Source organism: Rathayibacter sp. PhB186 (assembly GCF_003751825.1).
Taxonomy (GTDB): Bacteria; Actinomycetota; Actinomycetes; order Actinomycetales; family Microbacteriaceae; genus Rathayibacter; species Rathayibacter festucae.
Window position 1 is genome coordinate 297,812 of record NZ_RJKO01000002.1, and the last position, 18,012, is coordinate 315,823.

The window sequence follows — 18,012 nt, forward strand, 5'->3', positions numbered from 1 at the left end:
GCTCTCCCCGCCGTCCCCTCCCTCGGCGCGCCCTGACGCGCCGTCCCCACCCGTCCGCGCGCTCCTTCTCCCTGGTCGGAGCGCCCGGTCCCCTCGGCGTGCCCGCATGCCGCCCTCCTCACCCGAAGGAACCCGCCATGACCACCACCATCCCCTCCCGGAGGCTCCGCGTCGCGCTCGTCGGCGCCGGCTACTGGGGCCCGAACCTCGCCCGGAACTTCTCCGCCAGCGCCGACTGGGACCTGGTCGCGATCTGCGACCTCGACCCGGTCCGCGCGGAAGCCGTCTCCCGCGCCAACGGCTCCGTGCCGGTGCTGCGCTCGCTCTCGGACGTCCTCGACCTGCCCGGGCTCGACGCGATCGCCATCGCCACCCCGGCGCGGACCCACCACGCCATCGCCATGGCGGCGATCGCCGCGGGGCTGCACGTGCTGGTCGAGAAGCCGCTCGCCGACTCGAGCGTGCTCGGGATCGACATGGTGAACGCCGCTGAGCGCGCCGGTGTCGTGCTGATGGCCGACCACACCTACTGCTACACGCCCGCCGTGCTGAAGATGAAGGAGCTGATCGCCGCCGGCTCGCTCGGCGACGTGCTCTTCGTCGACGCGGTGCGGATCAACCTCGGTCTGATCCAGCCCGACGTCGACGTGTTCTGGGACCTCGCCCCGCACGACCTGTCGATCCTCGACTTCATCATCCCCGGCGGCCTGCGCCCCGGGAACGTGGCCGCCCAGGGCTCCGACCCGCTCGGCTCCGGCCGCGCCTGCGTCGGCTACCTGACCGTCCCGCTCGGCCAGGGCGCCATCGCCAACGTGCACGTGAACTGGCTCAGCCCGACGAAGATCCGCCGGATGGTGATCGGCGGCTCGCGGCGCACGCTGGTCTGGGACGACGTGAACCCGCAGCAGCGCCTCAGCGTCTTCGACCGCGGCGTCGACCTCGGCACCTCGCTCCGCGGCGGGACCTCCCGCCACGACGCGGCGATCTCCTACCGCCTCGGCGACACCTGGTCGCCCGCCCTGCCCGAGCGCGAGCCGCTCGCCGACATGGTCACGGAGTTCGCGACCTCGATCTCGGAGCGCCGCGCGCCCCGCACCGACGGCCGCGCCGCCCTGCGCGTCCTCAGCGTCCTGGAGCAGGTCAGCGACCGGCTGCTCGACGCCGGCCAGGTCAGCCGCACCACCGCTCCGGCGGTCCGCCTGGAGGAGGCGTCGTGGCTGAGCTGACCCCCTCCCCCGTCTCGCTCGAGGGCGCCGAGGTCCTGGTGACCGGCGGTGCCGGCACCATCGGCTCGACGATCGTCGATCGCCTCCTCGACACCGGCGTCAGCCGGGTCGACGTCCTCGACAACCTCGTCCGCGGGCGCCGGCAGAACCTCGAGCACGCGCTCGCGGACGGTAGGGTCCGGCTGATCGAGGGCGACATCCGCGACCGCGCGACGGTCGACTCGGTCGTCCGCGGCAAGGACGTCGTCTTCCACCAGGCGGCGATCCGGATCACCCAGTGCGCGGAGGACCCGCGCCTGGCCTTCGACGTCCTCGCCCAGGGCTCCTTCACCGTCTTCGAGGCGGCGGCGGCGCACGGCGTGGGCCGGGTGGTGGCCGCGTCCAGCGCCTCCGTCTACGGACTCGCGACGCAGTTCCCCACTCCCGAGAGCAACAACCCCTACGCCAACGACACGATCTACGGCGCGGCGAAGGCCTTCTCCGAGGGCATGCTCACCAGCTTCGGCGCGATGAACGGCCTGCGCTCGACAGCGCTGCGCTACTTCAACGTCTACGGACCGCGGATGGACGTGCACGGCCTCTACACCGAGGTGCTCGTGCGCTGGATGGAGCGGATCGAGGCGGGCGTCCCGCCGCTGATCATGGGCGACGGCGCGCAGACGATGGACTTCGTGCACGTGGACGACGTCGCGCGGGCCAACGTGGTCGCGGCGACGGCGGGCCGCGACGGCGCCTTCAACATCGGCACGGGGGTTGAGACCAGCCTGCTGGAGCTCGCCCGCACGCTGCTGCACGTCATGGAGTCCGACCTCGACGTCGTCTTCGCACCGGCGCGCTCGGTCAACGGCGTCACCCGCCGCCTGGCCGACACCCGGGCGGCGCGGGACGAGCTCGGCTTCGTCACCGCGTACGACCTGGAGAGCGGTCTGCGCTCCCTGGTCGAGTGGTGGCGCGCCGAGCGGCTCGACGCCGCCGTCCTGAGCGGAGCGACCCGATGAGCGCGGCGAGCACCGGCGCGGCGAGCACCGGGCGCATCGACGTGATGCGCCCCTGGCTGGGCACCGAGGAGAGCGACGCGCTCGCCGAGGTGATCGCCTCCGGCTGGATCGCGCAGGGCCCCCGGGTCGCGCGCTTCGAGGCGGAGTTCGCCGAGGCGATGGGCGTCGGCCACGCGGTCGCGCTGTCCAGCTGCACCACGGCCCTGCACCTCGGGCTCGTGGTCGGCGGCGTGAGCGCCGGGGACGACGTCGTGGTCCCCTCCTTCTCCTTCATCGCGACCGCCAACGCGGTCGTGCACGCCGGCGGCCGGCCCGTCTTCGCCGACGTCGACCCGGTCACGGGCAACGTCACCGCGGAGACGATCGCCGCGGCGCTGACCCCGGCCACCCGCGCGGTGATCGCGGTCGACCAGGGCGGCGTGCCCGTCGACCTCGAGCCGATCCGCGCGCTCTGCGACCCGCTCGGGATCCTCGTGCTCGAGGACGCCGCCTGCGGCGCGGGCTCTCGGTACCGCGGCCGCTCCGTCGGCGCCGGCGCGGCGCTGACGGCCTGGTCGTTCCACCCGCGCAAGCTCCTCACCACGGGTGAGGGCGGGATGCTCACGACGGACGACGCGGACCTCGCGGCCCGCGCCCGCCGCCTCCGCGAGCACTCGATGTCCGTCTCCGCGGCGGACCGGCACGGCAGCGTGCTCGCGGCGCCGGAGCACTACGACGAGGTCGGCTTCAACTTCCGGATGACCGATCTGCAGGCCGCCCTCGGCCTCGTGCAGCTCGGCCGGCTGCCGGCGCTGATCGAGCGCCGCCGGGCGCTCGCGGCCCGCTACGCGGCGGCCTTCGCCGACGTCCCGGGCCTGCGCACGGTGACGGACCCGGAGCACGGCACGAGCAACTTCCAGTCGTTCTGGATCGAGGTCGGCGACGACTACCCGCTCGAGCGCGACGGCCTGATGGCCGAGCTCGCCTCCCGCGACGTCTCCGCCCGCCGCGGCATCATGGCGGCCCACCGCCAGCCGCCGTACCGCGCCCACCCGAACGCGGACCGACTGCCCGTCACCGAGCGACTGACCGACCGGACGCTGATCCTGCCGCTCTTCCACGCCCTCACCGAGCAGGACCAGGACCGGGTGATCGAGGCCGTTCTGGCCCCGTCGCGCCTGGCCCGCGAGCACGAGACGGCGGTCCTCCGTGCGTGAGCTGATCCTGGTCGGCGCGAGCGGACTGGCGCGGGAGACCCTCGCCCTCCTCTCCGTGAGCGGCAGCCACCGCGTCATCGGCGTGGTCGACGACGGCGCCGCGCGCTGGGGCACCGAGATCTCGGGAGTCCCCGTGATCGGCGGACTCGACGCGATCGCCGAGCACCCCCGCGCCGAGATCGCCGTCTGCGTCGGCCACGGCAGCGGCCGGGCGCGCATCGTCGACCGCCTCCGCGCGCTCGGCGTGCACGACCACCGCTACGCCCGGATCGTGCACCCCGCCATCCACGTCCCGGACGACTGCCGGATCGGCGCGGGGAGCATCCTGCTCGCCGGCGTCGTGCTGACCGCCGATGTGGCGATCGGCCGGCACGTCGTGGCCATGCCGAACGTGACCCTCACCCACGGCGACCGCATCGGCTCGTTCGCCACCCTCTGCGCCGGGGTCACCCTCGGCGGCGGGGTGCGGGTGGGCGAGGAGGCGTACCTGGGCATGGGCGCCTCCGTCCGCGAGCGCTCTCGGATCGGCCGCCGGGCGACGCTCGGCATGGGGGCGGTGCTGCTGCGCGATCAGCCGGCCGGCGAGACCTGGCTCGGCGTGCCCGCGGCTCCGCGGATCGAGCCCGACGCCGTCCGGCGCGCGGACAGCACCCTCGAAGGAGCGTCCGCATGAGCGCCGTCCGCGGGTACCGGTCGCCGGTGCTCCCCCTCTCCGGCCCGGCGCCGCTCGTCTCGGTCGTGATCGCGGCCGTCGACGGCGCATCTCCCCTCGCCGCGCTGGCGAGCGTCCTCGCGCAGCGCGGCGTCCGGCTGGACGTCGTCGTCGTGACGGACGCGGATCCGGTCGTCGAGGACGAGCGCGTGCGCGTGCTCGAGGTGTCCGCCGGCCTCGGCGCGATCGCCGCGCGCAACGCCGGGCTCGCGCTCGTCCGCGGCGAGTCCGTGCTGGTGCTGCCGAGCACCGACGCTCTCACCGCCGGGGCGCTCGAGCGGGCGGCGGCCCTGCTGGCCGCGCACCCGTGGGTGGGCGCCGTGCACGGCGACGCCGAGATCTCGGTCCGGCCCGCGACCGCGGCCACCGGGCGCGTGGAGTGGACGCTGTGGAGCGGGGCCGACTGGATCGAGCGCACGAGCCGGCACGGCTCCGACCTCCTGGTCGACCACGCCGTGCTGGTCCGCCGCTCGATCGCCGACGCTCTCGGCGGCTACGCCGAGGACCTCCCCCGCACCGCCGACCTCGACTACGGGCTGCGGCTCGCGGCACTCGGCGGAATCGGCCGGATCAGCGGCGTCGTCCAGACCCGCTGCCACCCGCAGCCGAGCACCGACCCGCTGGCGGAGCTGCGCGAGCGCCGCGGCACCATCGAGCACTTCTTCACCAGCGCCGGGCACGACTCCTCCGGCCGCCGGGCGCAGGGCGGGGACCGCCGCGCGAACGCCGGCCGCGCCCTCGCCCACGAGGCGATGGGCCGGGCGCTGCGCAGCCGCGCCTCGGCACGCCCCGAGGACCAGGCCGAGGGCGCCCGCTTCGCCTCGATCGCCGCCGAGTGCTGGCCGGCGGTCGTCGACACGGCCGAGTGGCGGCGGTTCGTCCGCGCCGGCGAGCGCGCGCGGAGGCCGCTCTCGTGACCGCCGTCGAGTCCCCTCCGGTCTCCGCGGGCCGGAGCCGCATCGCGTCGGCCCTGGGCTGGAGCGCGCTCAGCACGATCGCGCTCCGGCTCGGCAGCCTCGCCCTGGGCGTCGTGCTGGCCCGGCTGCTCGCTCCCGAGGCGTTCGGCGTCTACGCGCTCGCGCTCACCGTGCAGTCGGTGCTGATGGCGCTGTCCGACTTCGGACTCAGCACCGATCTAATCCGCTCGAGCGAGCCCGAGCGGCGCGCGCCGACGGTGGCCGTGCTCGGCCTGGTCCTCGGCGGGACTCTCGGCGCGGCGATGGCGGCCTCGGCGCCGATGATCGCCGCGGCGACGGGCTCGCCCGAGACGGCCGGCGTGCTGGCGGTCCTCGCGATCACCCTGCCGCTGGCCGGGGCAGGAGTCGTCCCCTACGCCGCGCTGCAGCGCCGCTTCGCCCAGCGGCCGCTCTTCCTGATCGCCGCCGTCGACTTCGTCGTCTCCACCGCGATCACCCTCGCGCTGCTCGCCGCCGGGACCGGGGTGCTGGCGCTCGCCGTCGCCCGCGTCGTCGCGCAGACCTGCACGATGGTGCTGCTCTTCGTCGCCGCCCGCGAGCGGCCGCGCCTGGGCTGGGACCGCTCGATCGCCCCCTCCGCGCTTCGCTTCGGCCTGCCGGTGGCGATCGCCAACCTGATCTCCTGGGGCGTGCTCGGCACCGACAAGGTCGTGATCGCCGGGCTGATCGATCCGGTGGCGCTGGGCTACTACGTCCTCGCGTTCAACATCTCGACCTGGCCGATGACCGCGGTGGGCCAGGTGGTCCGCTCCGTCGCTCTGCCCGCGTTCTCCCGGGCGCACGAGGACGGCCGCCCCCTGCCCGTCGCCGCGGCGACCGGGCTGACCTGGGCGCTCGCCGCTCCGCTCGGCGCGCTGCTCGCCGCCCTGGCCGCCCCGCTCGTGCACGTCGTCTACGGCGAGCGCTGGGCTCCCGCCGCGGCGGCGCTGGGACTGCTCGGCGTCGTCGGCGCGCTGCGGGTGGTCGCCGATCTCTTCAGCTCGGCGGCACTCGCGAAGGGCGGCTCCGGTCGCGTCGCGATCGTGCAGGGCGTCTGGTTCGCGGCGCTCACGCTCGCGCTCGTCCCGGCGGTGATGGGCGGCGGCTTCGTCGGCGCGGCCTGGGCGCAGATCGGGGTGGCCGCGCTCGTGGTCGGTCCCGTCTTCGCCTGGCTGCTGCGCTCGATCGACGTCGACCTGCGCGCCGTCGGCCGCTCCCTGCTGCCGCCGGCGCTCGCCGCGGCGGCCGCGGCCGGTGCCGCGCTGCTCGTCCCGATCGGCCTCGCCGCCGTCGGCCTCGACGCCGACTGGCTCGCCCTCCTCGGGGGCGGCGCGATAGGCGGCGTCCTCTACCTCCTCCTCCTGCGGACCTGGCTGCTGCGCCGGGTCCGCGAGCTCACCTCCGACCGAAGGAACCCGTCATGACCACCGAGCCGATCGTCCCGCTCGCCGATCTGCACCTCCAGCACCTCGTCGTCGCCGACGTGATCCGGGAGGGCTTCGACCGCGTGCTCGCGGACTCGTCGTTCGTCCGCGGTCCGGACGTGTCCCGCTTCGAGGAGGAGTTCGCCGCGTACTGCGACGTGCGGCACACCATCGGCGTCGGCAACGGGACGGACGCGCTCGAGCTCGCCCTCCTGGCGCTCGACCTCGCACCCGGCGACGAGGTGCTCGTCCCCGCGAACACCTTCGTGGCGACCGCCGAGGCCGTCGTCCGCGCCGGCGCCCGGCCGGTGTTCGTCGACTGCGACGACGACTACCTGATCGACGTCGACTCGGCGGCGGAGGCCGTCACTCCCCGCACCCGCGCGGTGATGGCCGTGCACCTCTACGGGCAGTGCGCCCCGGTGGAGCGCCTGTCCGCCGCTCTCGGCGAGGGCGTGCGGATCGTCGAGGACGCCGCACAGGCCCAGGGCGCCCGGCGCTTCGGCGCCCGCGCGGGCTCGCTCGGCGCCATCGCCGGCACGAGCTTCTACCCGGGCAAGAACCTGGGCGCCTACGGCGACGCGGGCGGAGTGATGACCGACGACGACGAGCTCGCCGCGGCCGTGCGCCGCCTCGGCAACCACGGCGGCCTCAGCGCCTACCGGCACGACGTCGTCGGCACGAACTCCCGGCTCGACTCGCTGCAGGCGGTCGTGCTGAGCGCGAAGCTCGCGCACCTGGACGAGTGGAACCAGCAGCGCCGCGACGCCGCCGCGCGCTACGCCGAGCTCCTGGACGGCGTCGACGGGCTGGTCCTCCCCCGCACCGCGCCGGGCAACGAGCACGTGCACCACCTCTACGTCGTGCGCACCCCGGAGCGGGAGCGCCTGCGCGCCGCGCTCGCGGACGCCGGCGTCGCGACCGGAGTGCACTACCCGACCCCGGTGCACCTGCTGGCCCCGTTCCTCCCCGCCTCCGGCCGCCCGCGCTCGCTGCCGCGCGTCGAGGCGTTCGCCGGGCAGCTGCTGACGCTGCCGCTGTTCCCCGGCATCACGGCGGCGCAGCAGGAGTACGTGGCGGAGTCGCTGATCGCCGCGCTGCGGAGCACGACCTCCGCCGCCCCGAGCCCGGCGGGGGTGCTGTCGTGACGACCGCCGTCGCCGCGGGGACCCGGCGCGGTCGCACGGTGCCGGTCGAGGAGATCGACACCTCCGACGCCACCGTCTCGGTCCTCATCCCGCTGCACGACTACGCGCAGTTCCTGCCCGCCGCCGCGGCGAGCGCCCTCGGCCAGACGGGCGTCCGCGTGCAGCTGGTGATCGTCGACGACCGCTCCACCGACGACTCGCTCGCGGTGGCCCGCTCGATCGCGGCCGGCGACGACCGCGTCCTGGTGCTGGCGAACCCGCGGAACCTCGGCCCCGTCGGCAGCGTGCTCGCCGCGCTGGCCGTGGCGACCGGCGAGTTCTCCTGGTACCTCGACGCCGACGACGTGATCGCCCCGGGCGCCCTGTCCCGCGCGGTCGCCGTCGCCCGCGCGCACCCGTCGGTCGGGCTGGTCTACGGCCACCCCGTGCACTTCCCGGACGGGTCGGTGCTGCCGGCGGCGCGGACCACTCCCACCTCGTGGCTGCTCTGGTCCGGCGGCGACTGGCTGCACGAGCGCTGCCGCACCGGGCTCAACGTGATCACCTCGCCCGAGGTGCTGGTGCGCCGCTCGGTCCTCGACCGGGTCGGCTGGCCCCGCCCGCTGCCGCACACCTACGACATGGAGCTCTGGCTGCGCCTCTCGGCCGCGTCCGACGTCGCCTACATCCAGGGCGTCGACCAGGCCTGGCACCGCGAGCACGCGGGCAGCCGCTCGGACACCGTGACGCCGCTGCACGACCTGCGCGAGCGCCTGCTCGCCTTCGAGACCTTCTTCGCCGATCCCGGCGGACCGCTCGACCGGCGCGACGAGCTCGAGCACCTCGCCCGGCGTGCCCTCGCCCGCGACGCCCTCGTCAAGGGCGCGCAGCGCTTCGACAGCGGCGGCGCCACCGCGGCGGACCTCGAGGAGCACCTCGGCTTCGCGCACCAGGTCTACGGCGACGCGGCCCGGCTGCCCGAGTGGGAGCGCCTGCAGTCGCGGCTGCTGAGCGCGCCGAGCGACCGCTTCTCCCCGCGCTTCCTGCTGGAGCGGGTGCTGCGGCGGCTGCGCACCGACCGGTCCTGGCGCCGCTGGCACCGCGAGGGGAGCTTCTGATGCGCGCCTCCCGCGTCCCCCGCGAGCTCGTCCGACGCCTGCGCAGCACCGGCGGCCGCGATCTGCTGCAGCGCGCCGTCCGCTCGCTCGGCGACCGCGTCGGCGTCCGCGAGCTCGACATGCCGCTGCTCCCCGGCGACATCGCCGACTCCGGTCTCCTCCACCTGCCCGGCGCCCCGGTCCGCGCCGAGGGCCCCGCATCGATCGGCTGGATCTGCACCCCGCCCGACCGCGGCTCCGGCGGCCACACCACCCTGTTCCGGATGGTGCAGGGCCTGGTCGAGCGCGGCCACCGCTGCACCCTCTTCCTCTACGACCGCCACGGGGCCGACTTCGAGACCCGCGCCGCGATCATCCGCGCCGGCTGGCCGTGGCTCGACGTGGACATCCGCAGCGCCGACGACGGCGTCACCGGCGTCGACGCGGCCGTGGCGACCTCCTGGGAGACCGCGCACGTGCTCGCCACTCGCGGGACGGCGCCGATGGCCCGGCTGTACTTCGTGCAGGACTACGAGCCGTTCTTCCACCCGCGCGGGACCCTCGCGGCCCTGGCGGAGGACAGCTACCGATTCGGATTCCGCACCATCGCCCTCGGCGAGATGGTGCGCTCGCACCTCGACGCGCTCGGCGTCGCGAGCGACCTCGCCCCGTTCGGCTGCGACACCACCACCTACACGCTGGACAACCCCGACGGCGAGCGCTCGGGCGTGGTGTTCTACGCCAAGCCCGCCGCCGACCGGCGCGGCTACCTGCTCGGCCGGCGGGCGCTCGCGCTCTTCCACGCCGAGCACCCCGAGGTGCCGATCCACGTCTACGGCACGGCGCCCGGAGCGTGGGACGTGCCGGTGATCGAGCACGGCACCCTCGCGCCGAGCGAGCTCGCCGCCCTCTACAACCGCTGCTCGGCCGGCATCGCCCTCTCCTTCACCAACATCTCGCTGGTGGCGGAGGAGCTGCTCGCCTGCGGTGCCGTCGCCGTGGTGAACGACGCCGCCGACGCCCGCGCCGACCTGCCGCACCCCGGCGCGAGCTGGGCCCGCCCGACTCCGGCGGGCATCGCGGAGGCGCTCGGCCGCGCGGTCGACGCCGCCCAGCCCGGCCGCGAGGTCGCCGCCGGCGTCCGGCACGGCTGGGGCGTCGCCCAGGAGGTCGTCGAGCGCGTCGTCCTCGACGAGCTCGCCCGGACGACCCTCGCCGGCCCGGCACGCACCGCGGCCGCGGCCCCCGCCCCCGCACTCGTCCCCTCACTCGCCCCCGCTCGATCGGAGAGCTGACCCATGACCCTCGAAACCCACCGCCGGGTCGTCCTCGGCGGCAGCCCCGTCGATCTCGCCCGGCACGAGGAGGCGGTCCGCACCATCGCGGACCGCGCCGCCGCCCTGCACGACGCGCCGCTGGGCGTCCTCTCCGTGAACGTCGACCACGTCAACCACTTCGGCCACGGCGGACGCTGGCAGCACGTGCTCGAGCGCCGCGCCCTGCCGGTCGCCGAGGCGCCGACCCTCGTCCTGGTCCCCGTGGCCGAGGGCGAGACCGAGTGGACCGACGCGCCGCTGGACGTCCCGGCCCGCCCGGTCGAGTGGCTCTCGCTCATCGACGGCAGCCCGATCGCCAAGCAGGCCGAGCGCCTCACCGGCGTCTCCTGGCCGCGCCTGGCCGGCAGCGACCTGATCGGGCCGCTGCTGGACCGCGCCGCGACCGACGGCGTGCGCGTCGGCGTGCTCGGCGGCTCCGAGGTCGCGCAGTCCCGGCTGCGCGCCCGCCTGTCCGAGGAGCGGCCCGACCTGGTGATGGCCGGACTCTGGTCGCCCTCCCGGGCCGAGCTCGCCGACCCCGCCGCCAACGCCGCGCTGGTCGAGTCGATCCGCGGCGCGCGGGTCGACCTGCTCATCGTCGGACTCGGCAAGCCCCGCCAGGAGCTCTGGATCGACGAGCACGGCCCGCGGACCGGCGCGCACGTGCTGCTGGCCTTCGGCGCGGCCGTCGACTTCCTCGGCGGCTCCGTCCGCCGCGCGCCGCAGTGGGTCGCCGACCGCGGCGTGGAGTGGCTCTGGCGCCTCGCCCTCGAGCCGCGCCGCCTCGCGCGCCGCTACCTCGTCGAGGGGCCGCTCGCCTACGCGAGCCTGCGCCGGCACAGCTCGACCACCCCGCAGCGCGGCCCCGTGCTCGGCAGGGCCGCGCAGCCCGCCGCGCCGTCCCCCGTGCTGCCCGTGGTCCTGCCCGGCGGGAGCGCCCGCTTCGTCGGAGCCGGCGAGCGCGCCGACGTCGCCGCCCTCGTCGTCAGCTACCGCTCGGCCGCGACGATGGAGCGCCTGCTGACGAGCCTGCGCGCGGAGGCCGCGACCGGCGTCCGGATCCGCGTGGTCGTCGTCGACAACGCCTCCGACGACGGCTCGCTCGCCCTCGCGGCGGCGCACTCCGACGTCGTCGCCGTCGACGCGGGGGCCAACGTCGGCTACGCCGCCGCGATCAACATCGCCCGGCGGCACGCGGGCGACGCGGGTGCGCTGCTCGTGCTGAACCCCGATCTGGTCGTGCTGCCCGGCGCCGTCTCGACGCTGCTGGCGCGGATGGACTCCTCCTCTGCGGGCATCGTCGTGCCGCTCCTGCTCGACGCCGCGGGCGCCCCGTCGCGCTCGCTCCGCCGCGAGCCGACCCGGCTGCGCGCCCTCGGCGACGCACTGCTCGGCGACAAGGTCCTCGACCGCCCCGCGTTCTCCAGCGAGACCGACAGCGACCCGGAGAGCTACCGGCACGCCCACCGGATCGACTGGGCGACCGGCGCCGCGATGCTGATCGACGCGCTGGTCGCCGCCCGCCTCGGCGACTGGGACGAGCGGTTCTTCCTCTACTCCGAGGAGACGGACTACTTCCGCCGTGCCCGCGACCTCGGCGCCGAAGCCTGGTTCGAGCCCGCCGCGCGGGTCGTGCACGACGGCGGCGGCTCCGGCTCCTCCACCGCCCTCGCCGCGCTGCTCGCCGTGAACCGGGTGCGCTACGTGCAGAAGTTCCACGGCGCGCTGTACTCGAGCACCTTCCGCCTCGTCGTGCTGGCGGCGGAGTCCGCCCGCAGCGCCCTCCCCGGCGCCCGAGGCCGCGAGCACCGGCACGCGGCCCTCGCGCTCGCGGTCGGTGCCCGGCTCGCCTCGCTCCCCTCCGGCGCGCTCGCCCGCCCGCTCGCCGCACCGCACCCGAGCGGCTCGGTCGTCGTCCCCGCGCACGACGAGGAGGCGGTGATCGCCCGCACCCTGGCGCCGCTGGCCGCCGCCGCTGCGAGCGGCGCCCTCGAGGTGATCGTCGTCTGCAACGCCTGCACCGACGCCACCGCCGAGATCGCGCGCGGCTTCGCCGGCGTCACCGTGGTCGAGATCGCCGAGGCGTCCAAGACCGCGGCCCTCAACGCGGGCGACGCGGTGGCCGCCACCTGGCCGCGCCTCTACCTCGACGCGGACGTCGGCGTCACGGCGGACGCGGTCTGGAACGTCTTCGACGCGGTCACCCGCGGCGGGCTGCTCGCCGCTCGGCCGACGGCGGTCTACGACGCGACCGGAGCCGACCCGCTGGTCCGCGCCTACTACCGCGCCCGCTCGCGCACGGCCTCGCTGCACACCGCGCTCTGGGGGGCCGGCGGCTACGCCGTCAGCGGCCCGGGACACGAGCGGATCGGGACCTTCCCCGCGCTGATCGCCGACGACGAGTTCGTCGACGGCCGGTTCTCCGTCGCCGAGCGCGCCGTCGTCGCCACCGCCCCCGCGGTGGTGCAGGTGCCCCGGAGCGCGACCAGCCTGCTCGGCGTCCTGCGCCGCACCCAGCGCGGCAGCGCGCAGCTGGCGGCGGCGACCCCCGGCGGCGAGCGCCGCTCGTCCCGCACAGCCGTTCAGGTGATGCGGGCCGCCCGGGGTCCGCTCGAGCTCGCCGACGCCGCCGTCTACCTCTGCTTCGCCCTCGCCAGCCGGCTGCCGGAGCGGCAGGCGGCGGGCTGGACCCGCGACGAGACCACCCGCCGGGCCTCCTCCGCGCAGTCGGGGGCCTGACCCGTGGCCGTGATGATCGAGCGGACCGGGCCCCCGACGCTGCTGCGCCTGGTCGCCTACGCGCTGTTCCTCTTCCCCGCGGATCAGGTGCTCGCTCCCCTGGGCGCGTCCGGCTCGGTCGCGATGGTGCTCGCACTGCTGCTCACCGGCGCGTGGGCGGCGTCGGCCCTGCTGGGGCTGCACGACCCGATCCCGATGCGCCACCCGGGGCGGGCCGCGCTCACCCTGCTGCTGCTCGTGAGCATCGCGTCCTACGTCCGCTACGCCGTCAACGACACCATCCCGCGCACCGGCGAGGGGCAGCTCAGCGCCGACCGCTGGCTGCTGCTGCTGCTCGCCTCCGCCGGGATCGCCCTGGTCACCACCCAGAGCGTGCGCACCCTCGAGGACGCGCGGGTGCTGCTCGGCTCGCTCGTGAACGCGGCGTCGATCTGCGCGATCGTGGCGATCATCCAGTTCACCACCCACGTCGACCCGGTCGAGTGGATCCGGAGCGTCATGGTCGGCTTCGTCGACAACGGCGGCAGCACGCCGTTCCAGGACCGGGACGGGCTCACCCGGGTGGCGGGCACCACCTTCCACCCGATCGAGCTGGCGGTCGTCTCGGCGATGCTGCTGCCGCTCGCCGTCTGGCGGCTGCTGTACGACCGGACGACCCCGCGGTTCCTCCGCGCCGCGTCCTGCGTGCTGCTGGTCGTCGCGCTGGCGCTGACGGTCTCGCGGTCGGGAGTGCTCTCCCTGGTGGTGGGCGCTGTGGTCTGCGCGGTCTTCCTGCCCGCCTACGCCAGGAGGTGGGGCTACGTGATCGCGCCCGTCGCCGTCGCCGCGTTCTTCGTGACCACCCCGGGCCTGCTCGGCACCCTCACCGGCTCGATCGGCGCGGGCACCAGCGACTCCTCGATCACCAACCGCCTCGACAACTACCCGCGCGTGGCGGCCCTCGTCGCGCACCAGCCCCTGCTGGGCACCGGCCCGGGCACCTACCTCCCGGACAGCGCCCTGCTCATCCTCGACAACCAGTACCTCGGCGCCGCCATCACGCTCGGCCTCCTCGGCGCCGTCGCGGTGCTCGCCTACTTCGGCGTCCCGGCCCTCTTCGGGCTGATCGCCGCCCAGTTCGCCCGGGACCCGCGCCTGCGCGCCCTGACCGGGAGCGTCGCCGCTTCCGCGACGGTCGCCGCGGTCGCCTCCGCCACCTTCGACTCACTGGGCTTCCCGGTGTTCGCCCTGCTGTACCCGTTCGTGCTCGGCCTGTCCGGGAGCTGCTGGCTCCTGGTCCGCGCCGAGCTCGGACTCCCCTCCGCCCTGAGCGCGGACGCCACCGTCCCCGCCCGCGGCGCGATCGATCACGTCCCAGAAAGGCTGTCCTGATGGACCCCGTCTCCGTTCTCCGCACCCTCTGGCGCCACCGGCTCCTCGCCGGCGTCGTCCTCGTGCTCACCGTCGCCGCCATGGCGTACGTCCTCGTGCTCTCACCGCGCACCTACGCCTCGACCGCGACCTACGCGCTGGTCAATCCGAAGCTGCCCTCCACGGCGGAGCTGGAGGCCGACCCGGCCCTCGCCGCGCTGAACTCCGACAATCCGTACCTGCGCTCCTCGGACAACTCGCTCGCCGCCCAGGTGCTCGTCACCGTGATGAACAGCGACGACACCGCGGACGCGCTCGCCGCGCAGGGTCTCAGCACCCAGTTCGCCGTCGAGCGGTCGGCCTGGGCCGGCCAGGGGCTGCTGCTGAGCGTGACCGCCGACGCCCCGACGGCCGACGGCTCGCTCGCCACGACGACGGCGCTCGGCGACCGGCTCGTCGACACGCTGCGCAGCATGCAGACCATCAACGGCGCGGACGACCGCTACCTCTTCACCGCGCTCGAGGTGCAGACGCCCGGCAAGGCGGTCGAGCAGATCTCGGACCGGCTCCGCGCGGTGATCATGGTCGCCGTCGGCGGCGTGGTGCTGCTCTTCGGCGCGATCTCGATCGCCCGCGCCGTCGACGGCCGGCGCGCGGGACGACGGGGCGCCCCGGCCGGCACCTCGACGGCGGCGGTACCGTCTCCGCGCCTCCCGATCGCCGCGCCGAGCGCGACGACCTCCGCGCACGACGCCCCGCCCGCCTTCCGCGCCGCCCCGCACGCCGGGCACAGCACCCCGCCCGCCCTGGTCCGGCACCGCGACCCCGTCCCCGAGCGGAGCGGGCTCACCTCGCACCGCAGCTGAGCGGACCGCGGCGCCGGACGCGGTGCGGGCCGGGCCCGGTGCCGGGCAGGCCCGGGACTCAGACCCGGCTCAGCACCCCGTCGCGCTCGACGTACTCCTCGCCGGTCTCCGGGCAGCGCCAGAGAGCGCCGTCCGCACCGGCGCCGGCCGCCTCGAGTCGCGCACCGGCCCGCCCGACCCAGCCGACCCGCCGGCCGGGCACGCCGACCACGAGGGCGAAGGGCGGCACGTCGGCGGCCACCACGGCGCCGGCCGCGACCATCGCCCAGGCGCCGATGCGCACCGGAGCGACGCAGACGGCTCGGGCGCCGATCGCCGCGCCCTCCTCCACCACGACCCCGACGGCGTGCCAGTCGTCCGCCGACTTCAGCGCCCCGTCCGGAGTGACGGCGCGGGGCCGCAGGTCGTTCGTGAACACCACGGCGGGGCCGACGAACACCCCGTCGCCGAGCACGGCCGGCTCGTAGACGAGCGCGTGGTTCTGGATCTTGCAGCGGTCGCCCACCACGACACCCGGGCCGAGATACGCGCCCCGGCCGATCACGCAGTCCCGGCCCACCCGGGCCCGCTCGCGCACCTGGGCCAGGTGCCAGACCAGCGTCCCGTCGCCGACCTCGGCGCGCGGATCGACGTCCGCCGACGCCTCGACGCGCGCCGGCCGCAGCGAGCGCCCGAAGCAGACCGAGTGCTCCGAGCCGAGGTAGGAGCCGAACAGCGGGATCGGCGCGTAGCCCTGCCGCGTGTAGAACCGGATCGCGTCCGGCTGCAGCGTGCCCGTCTCCAGCACCAGGCGGACCGCCCCGCGCTCGCGGGCCCTGTCCTCCAGCGCGGCGAGCACGGCCGCGGCGACTCCGGAGCCGCGGGCGGACCGGTCGACGAACATCCGCTTCACCTCGACGACGTCCGGCCCGAGCACCGAGTCCGGCAGCGGGCGCAGCCCGCCGCAGGCCACGGCCGCGCCGCCCTCGTCGACGGCGACGAGGAACACGGGGACGTCGTCGGCGGACGGCGGCGTCCCCGGCTCGTGGTCGTCCGAGCCGTAGCGCTCGTCCAGCTCGACCCGCTGCGCCGCCCGCAGGCTCTCGGCCCGGGGGTCCGCCCACTCGACCTCGACGATGCTCCAGCCCATGGCTCCTCCTCCGGCGACCGCGCGGCGAGCCCGCTCGACGGGTCCATCCTGCCCTGCGCCGCGGTCCCGCACCCCGCGGCGACCCGGCGGGACCGCGCACCCGGTCCCGCCGCCCGGCCGCACTGCTCCGCGCCGCCGTCCTAGAATCAGCGCATGCCCGACGACTCCGCCCCTCTTCCCGCGCCCGGCTGGTACCCGCACCCCGCCGACCTCGGTGCCGAGCTCTACTGGGACGGAGCGGCCTGGACGGATCGCTCGCGCCCCGCCGTGCCGCCCGCTCCCGCCTACGGGACGCCCGAGCCCGAGCAGCCCGCCACCCCCGGCTACGGAGCCGCGCCCGGGTACGGGGCCACCCCCGGCTACGGAGCCGCCCCGCAGTACCCGGTCACCCCGGGCTCCGGACCGGCCCCCGGCTACGGCCCGGCCGCCGGCTACGGCGCCGCCCCCGCACGCCGCAACTCCCTCGCGATCGCGAGCCTCGTCCTCGGCATCGCCAGCATCCTGATCAACCCGCTCCTCGTCCCGTCGATCCTCGCGATCGTCTTCGGCGTCCGCGGCCGGGCCGCCTCCGCGCAGCTCGGCGGCCGCGGCTTCGCCACCGCGGGCCTGATCACCGGTGTCATCGGCATCGTCTTCGGAGTGCTGTCCTTCCTGGCACGCGCCGCCGGGCTCTCCAGCTGACCGGCGTGACGCGGCGGAGCGCCCCCTGGCTCTTCGTCGTCGCCGTCGCCCTGGTCGCGCTGGTCCTCCGCGGCCCGATCGTGGCCGTGGCTCCCGTCATCGACGCGATCCGCGGCGACCTCGCGCTCTCCTCCGGCCAGGCGGGCGTCCTCACCAGCATCCCGGTGCTCTGCTTCGCCCTGGCCACGCCGCTGGCCCTGCTCGTGATCCGCCGGGTCGGGCCGGACGCCGCGGTGACCGTCACCGTGCTCGGCGTCGCCCTCGGCACGATCCTGCGCTCGGCCGGCGACGTGGTCTCCGTCGTCGCCGGCACCGTCCTCATCGGCGTCTTCATCACCATCGGCAACGTCGTGGTCCCCGTCGTCATCCGCCGCGACGTCGCACCCGAGCGCGTCGACCTCACGACCGGCGTCTACACCGCCGCGCTCAACATCGGCTCGACCATCACCTCGCTCGGCACCGCGCCGCTCGCCCTCGTCCTCGGCTGGCGCGGCGCCCTGCTCGCCTGGCTGGTGCTCAACGTCCTGGCCGTCGCCGGCTGGCTGCTCGCCCGCGGACCCGCCCGGGCCCTCCGCCCCGCCCCGCGCCCGCCGGCCGCGCGCGGACCGCAGGAGCCGGCGCCCCGGATCTGGCGCAGCGCCACCGTGCTCGCGCTCGCGGTCTGCTTCGCCAGTCAGGCCTTCTCCTACTACGGCGTCACCGCCTGGCTGCCCTCGCTCCTGGTCGACCGCAACGGCTTCTCGATCGAGGCGGCCGGAGCGAGCTCCTCCGTCTTCCAGATCGCCGCGATCATCGGCGCGATCGGCGTCCCGCTGGTGGTGCGCCGGCTCCGGCCGCTCGGCAGCATCGTCCTGATCGGCGTGCTCTGGTGCACCGTCCCGCTCGGCCTGCTGCTCGCCCCGCAACTCTGGGCGCTCTGGTGCCTGCTCGGCGGCGCGGCGCAGGGCGGCGGGATCACCGTCGTCTTCGTCCTGCTCGTGCGCCTCTCCCGCTCCGACCGGCACGCCTCGCGGCTCTCCGCCACCGTGCAGGGCCTCGGCTACGCCGTCGCCGCCACCGCCCCGACCGTGGTCGGCCTCGCGCACGACGTCAGCGGCGGCTGGGACGCCCCGCTGCTGATCGTGCTCACCGCGACCTGCTCCTTCCTCGCCTTCGGGATCCTCGCCGCGAGCCGTCAGGGCCGCACCGCCTGAGG

The 18,012-nt window shown here is 75.8% G+C and carries 15 protein-coding genes and 1 pseudogene; 14 read left to right on the forward strand and 2 right to left on the reverse strand.

Features of this window, described 5'->3' with window-relative positions:
• Positions 1 to 137: 137 nt before the first annotated feature.
• The 12 genes from EDF45_RS09050 to EDF45_RS09100 are packed head-to-tail and all read left to right on the forward strand — an operon-like array spanning position 138 to position 15,007.
• Entirely contained in the window at positions 138 to 1,226 is a 1,089-nt protein-coding gene (locus EDF45_RS09050) for a Gfo/Idh/MocA family protein (RefSeq protein ID WP_123733029.1), read from the forward strand.
• A complete protein-coding gene (locus EDF45_RS09055; RefSeq protein ID WP_243587121.1) occupies positions 1,214 to 2,224 on the forward strand; it encodes an NAD-dependent epimerase/dehydratase family protein in 1,011 nt (336 codons plus the stop codon). The genes EDF45_RS09050 and EDF45_RS09055 overlap by 13 nt, the downstream gene beginning before the upstream one ends.
• Positions 2,221 to 3,420, forward strand: a complete 1,200-nt coding sequence (locus tag EDF45_RS09060) for a DegT/DnrJ/EryC1/StrS aminotransferase family protein (protein ID WP_123735856.1) — start codon at positions 2,221 to 2,223, stop codon at positions 3,418 to 3,420. Before EDF45_RS09055 ends, EDF45_RS09060 begins: the two co-directional genes overlap by 4 nt.
• Complete coding sequence (locus tag EDF45_RS09065; RefSeq protein WP_123446179.1) at positions 3,413 to 4,093, forward strand: NeuD/PglB/VioB family sugar acetyltransferase; 681 nt, start codon at positions 3,413 to 3,415, stop codon at positions 4,091 to 4,093. Before EDF45_RS09060 ends, EDF45_RS09065 begins: the two co-directional genes overlap by 8 nt.
• On the forward strand, positions 4,090 to 5,049 hold the full coding sequence (locus tag EDF45_RS21210; RefSeq protein WP_185020135.1) for a glycosyltransferase family 2 protein: 960 nt from the start codon (positions 4,090 to 4,092) through the stop codon (positions 5,047 to 5,049). The genes EDF45_RS09065 and EDF45_RS21210 overlap by 4 nt, the downstream gene beginning before the upstream one ends.
• Positions 5,046 to 6,512, forward strand: a complete 1,467-nt coding sequence (locus EDF45_RS21215; protein WP_185020136.1) for an oligosaccharide flippase family protein — start codon at positions 5,046 to 5,048, stop codon at positions 6,510 to 6,512. The genes EDF45_RS21210 and EDF45_RS21215 overlap by 4 nt, the downstream gene beginning before the upstream one ends.
• Positions 6,509 to 7,660 carry a DegT/DnrJ/EryC1/StrS aminotransferase family protein gene (locus tag EDF45_RS09075; RefSeq protein ID WP_123735858.1) on the forward strand — a complete coding sequence of 384 codons (1,152 nt, stop codon included), beginning with the start codon at positions 6,509 to 6,511 and terminating at the stop codon, positions 7,658 to 7,660. The genes EDF45_RS21215 and EDF45_RS09075 overlap by 4 nt, the downstream gene beginning before the upstream one ends.
• Positions 7,657 to 8,757, forward strand: coding sequence for a glycosyltransferase family 2 protein (locus EDF45_RS09080; protein WP_123735859.1), 1,101 nt, complete (start codon positions 7,657 to 7,659; stop codon positions 8,755 to 8,757). Before EDF45_RS09075 ends, EDF45_RS09080 begins: the two co-directional genes overlap by 4 nt.
• Positions 8,757 to 10,031: a glycosyltransferase family 1 protein gene (locus EDF45_RS09085; RefSeq protein ID WP_123735860.1), complete on the forward strand. Its 1,275-nt coding sequence runs from the start codon at positions 8,757 to 8,759 to the stop codon at positions 10,029 to 10,031. The genes EDF45_RS09080 and EDF45_RS09085 overlap by 1 nt, the downstream gene beginning before the upstream one ends.
• A 3-nt stretch (positions 10,032 to 10,034) precedes the next feature.
• Positions 10,035 to 12,791 carry a WecB/TagA/CpsF family glycosyltransferase gene (locus EDF45_RS09090; RefSeq protein WP_123735861.1) on the forward strand — a complete coding sequence of 919 codons (2,757 nt, stop codon included), beginning with the start codon at positions 10,035 to 10,037 and terminating at the stop codon, positions 12,789 to 12,791.
• Positions 12,792 to 12,803: 12 nt separating this feature from the next.
• Entirely contained in the window at positions 12,804 to 14,162 is a 1,359-nt protein-coding gene (locus EDF45_RS09095) for an O-antigen ligase (protein ID WP_148060252.1), read from the forward strand.
• Complete coding sequence (locus tag EDF45_RS09100; protein WP_123735863.1) at positions 14,162 to 15,007, forward strand: chain-length determining protein; 846 nt, start codon at positions 14,162 to 14,164, stop codon at positions 15,005 to 15,007. Before EDF45_RS09095 ends, EDF45_RS09100 begins: the two co-directional genes overlap by 1 nt.
• A 58-nt stretch (positions 15,008 to 15,065) precedes the next feature.
• Here the strand turns inward: EDF45_RS09100 and EDF45_RS21570 are convergent, their stop codons facing one another.
• The gene (locus EDF45_RS21570) at positions 15,066 to 15,671 is read right to left on the reverse strand and encodes an acyltransferase (RefSeq protein WP_221181103.1); all 606 of its coding nucleotides are present in this window, start codon (positions 15,669 to 15,671) and stop codon (positions 15,066 to 15,068) included.
• A 72-nt stretch (positions 15,672 to 15,743) separates the two neighbouring features.
• Positions 15,744 to 16,136 (reverse strand): annotated as a pseudogene (locus EDF45_RS21575) (GNAT family N-acetyltransferase); the annotation flags it as partial.
• Positions 16,137 to 16,289: 153 nt separating this feature from the next.
• Between EDF45_RS21575 and EDF45_RS09110 the strand changes: the two are divergent.
• Together EDF45_RS09110 and EDF45_RS09115 are read left to right on the forward strand one after the other, a co-directional pair.
• Entirely contained in the window at positions 16,290 to 16,817 is a 528-nt protein-coding gene (locus EDF45_RS09110; RefSeq protein ID WP_123735865.1) for a DUF4190 domain-containing protein, read from the forward strand.
• 5 nt (positions 16,818 to 16,822) lie between these two features.
• Positions 16,823 to 18,010, forward strand: a complete 1,188-nt coding sequence (locus tag EDF45_RS09115) for a CynX/NimT family MFS transporter (RefSeq protein ID WP_311316337.1) — start codon at positions 16,823 to 16,825, stop codon at positions 18,008 to 18,010.
• Positions 18,011 to 18,012 lie beyond the last annotated feature (2 nt).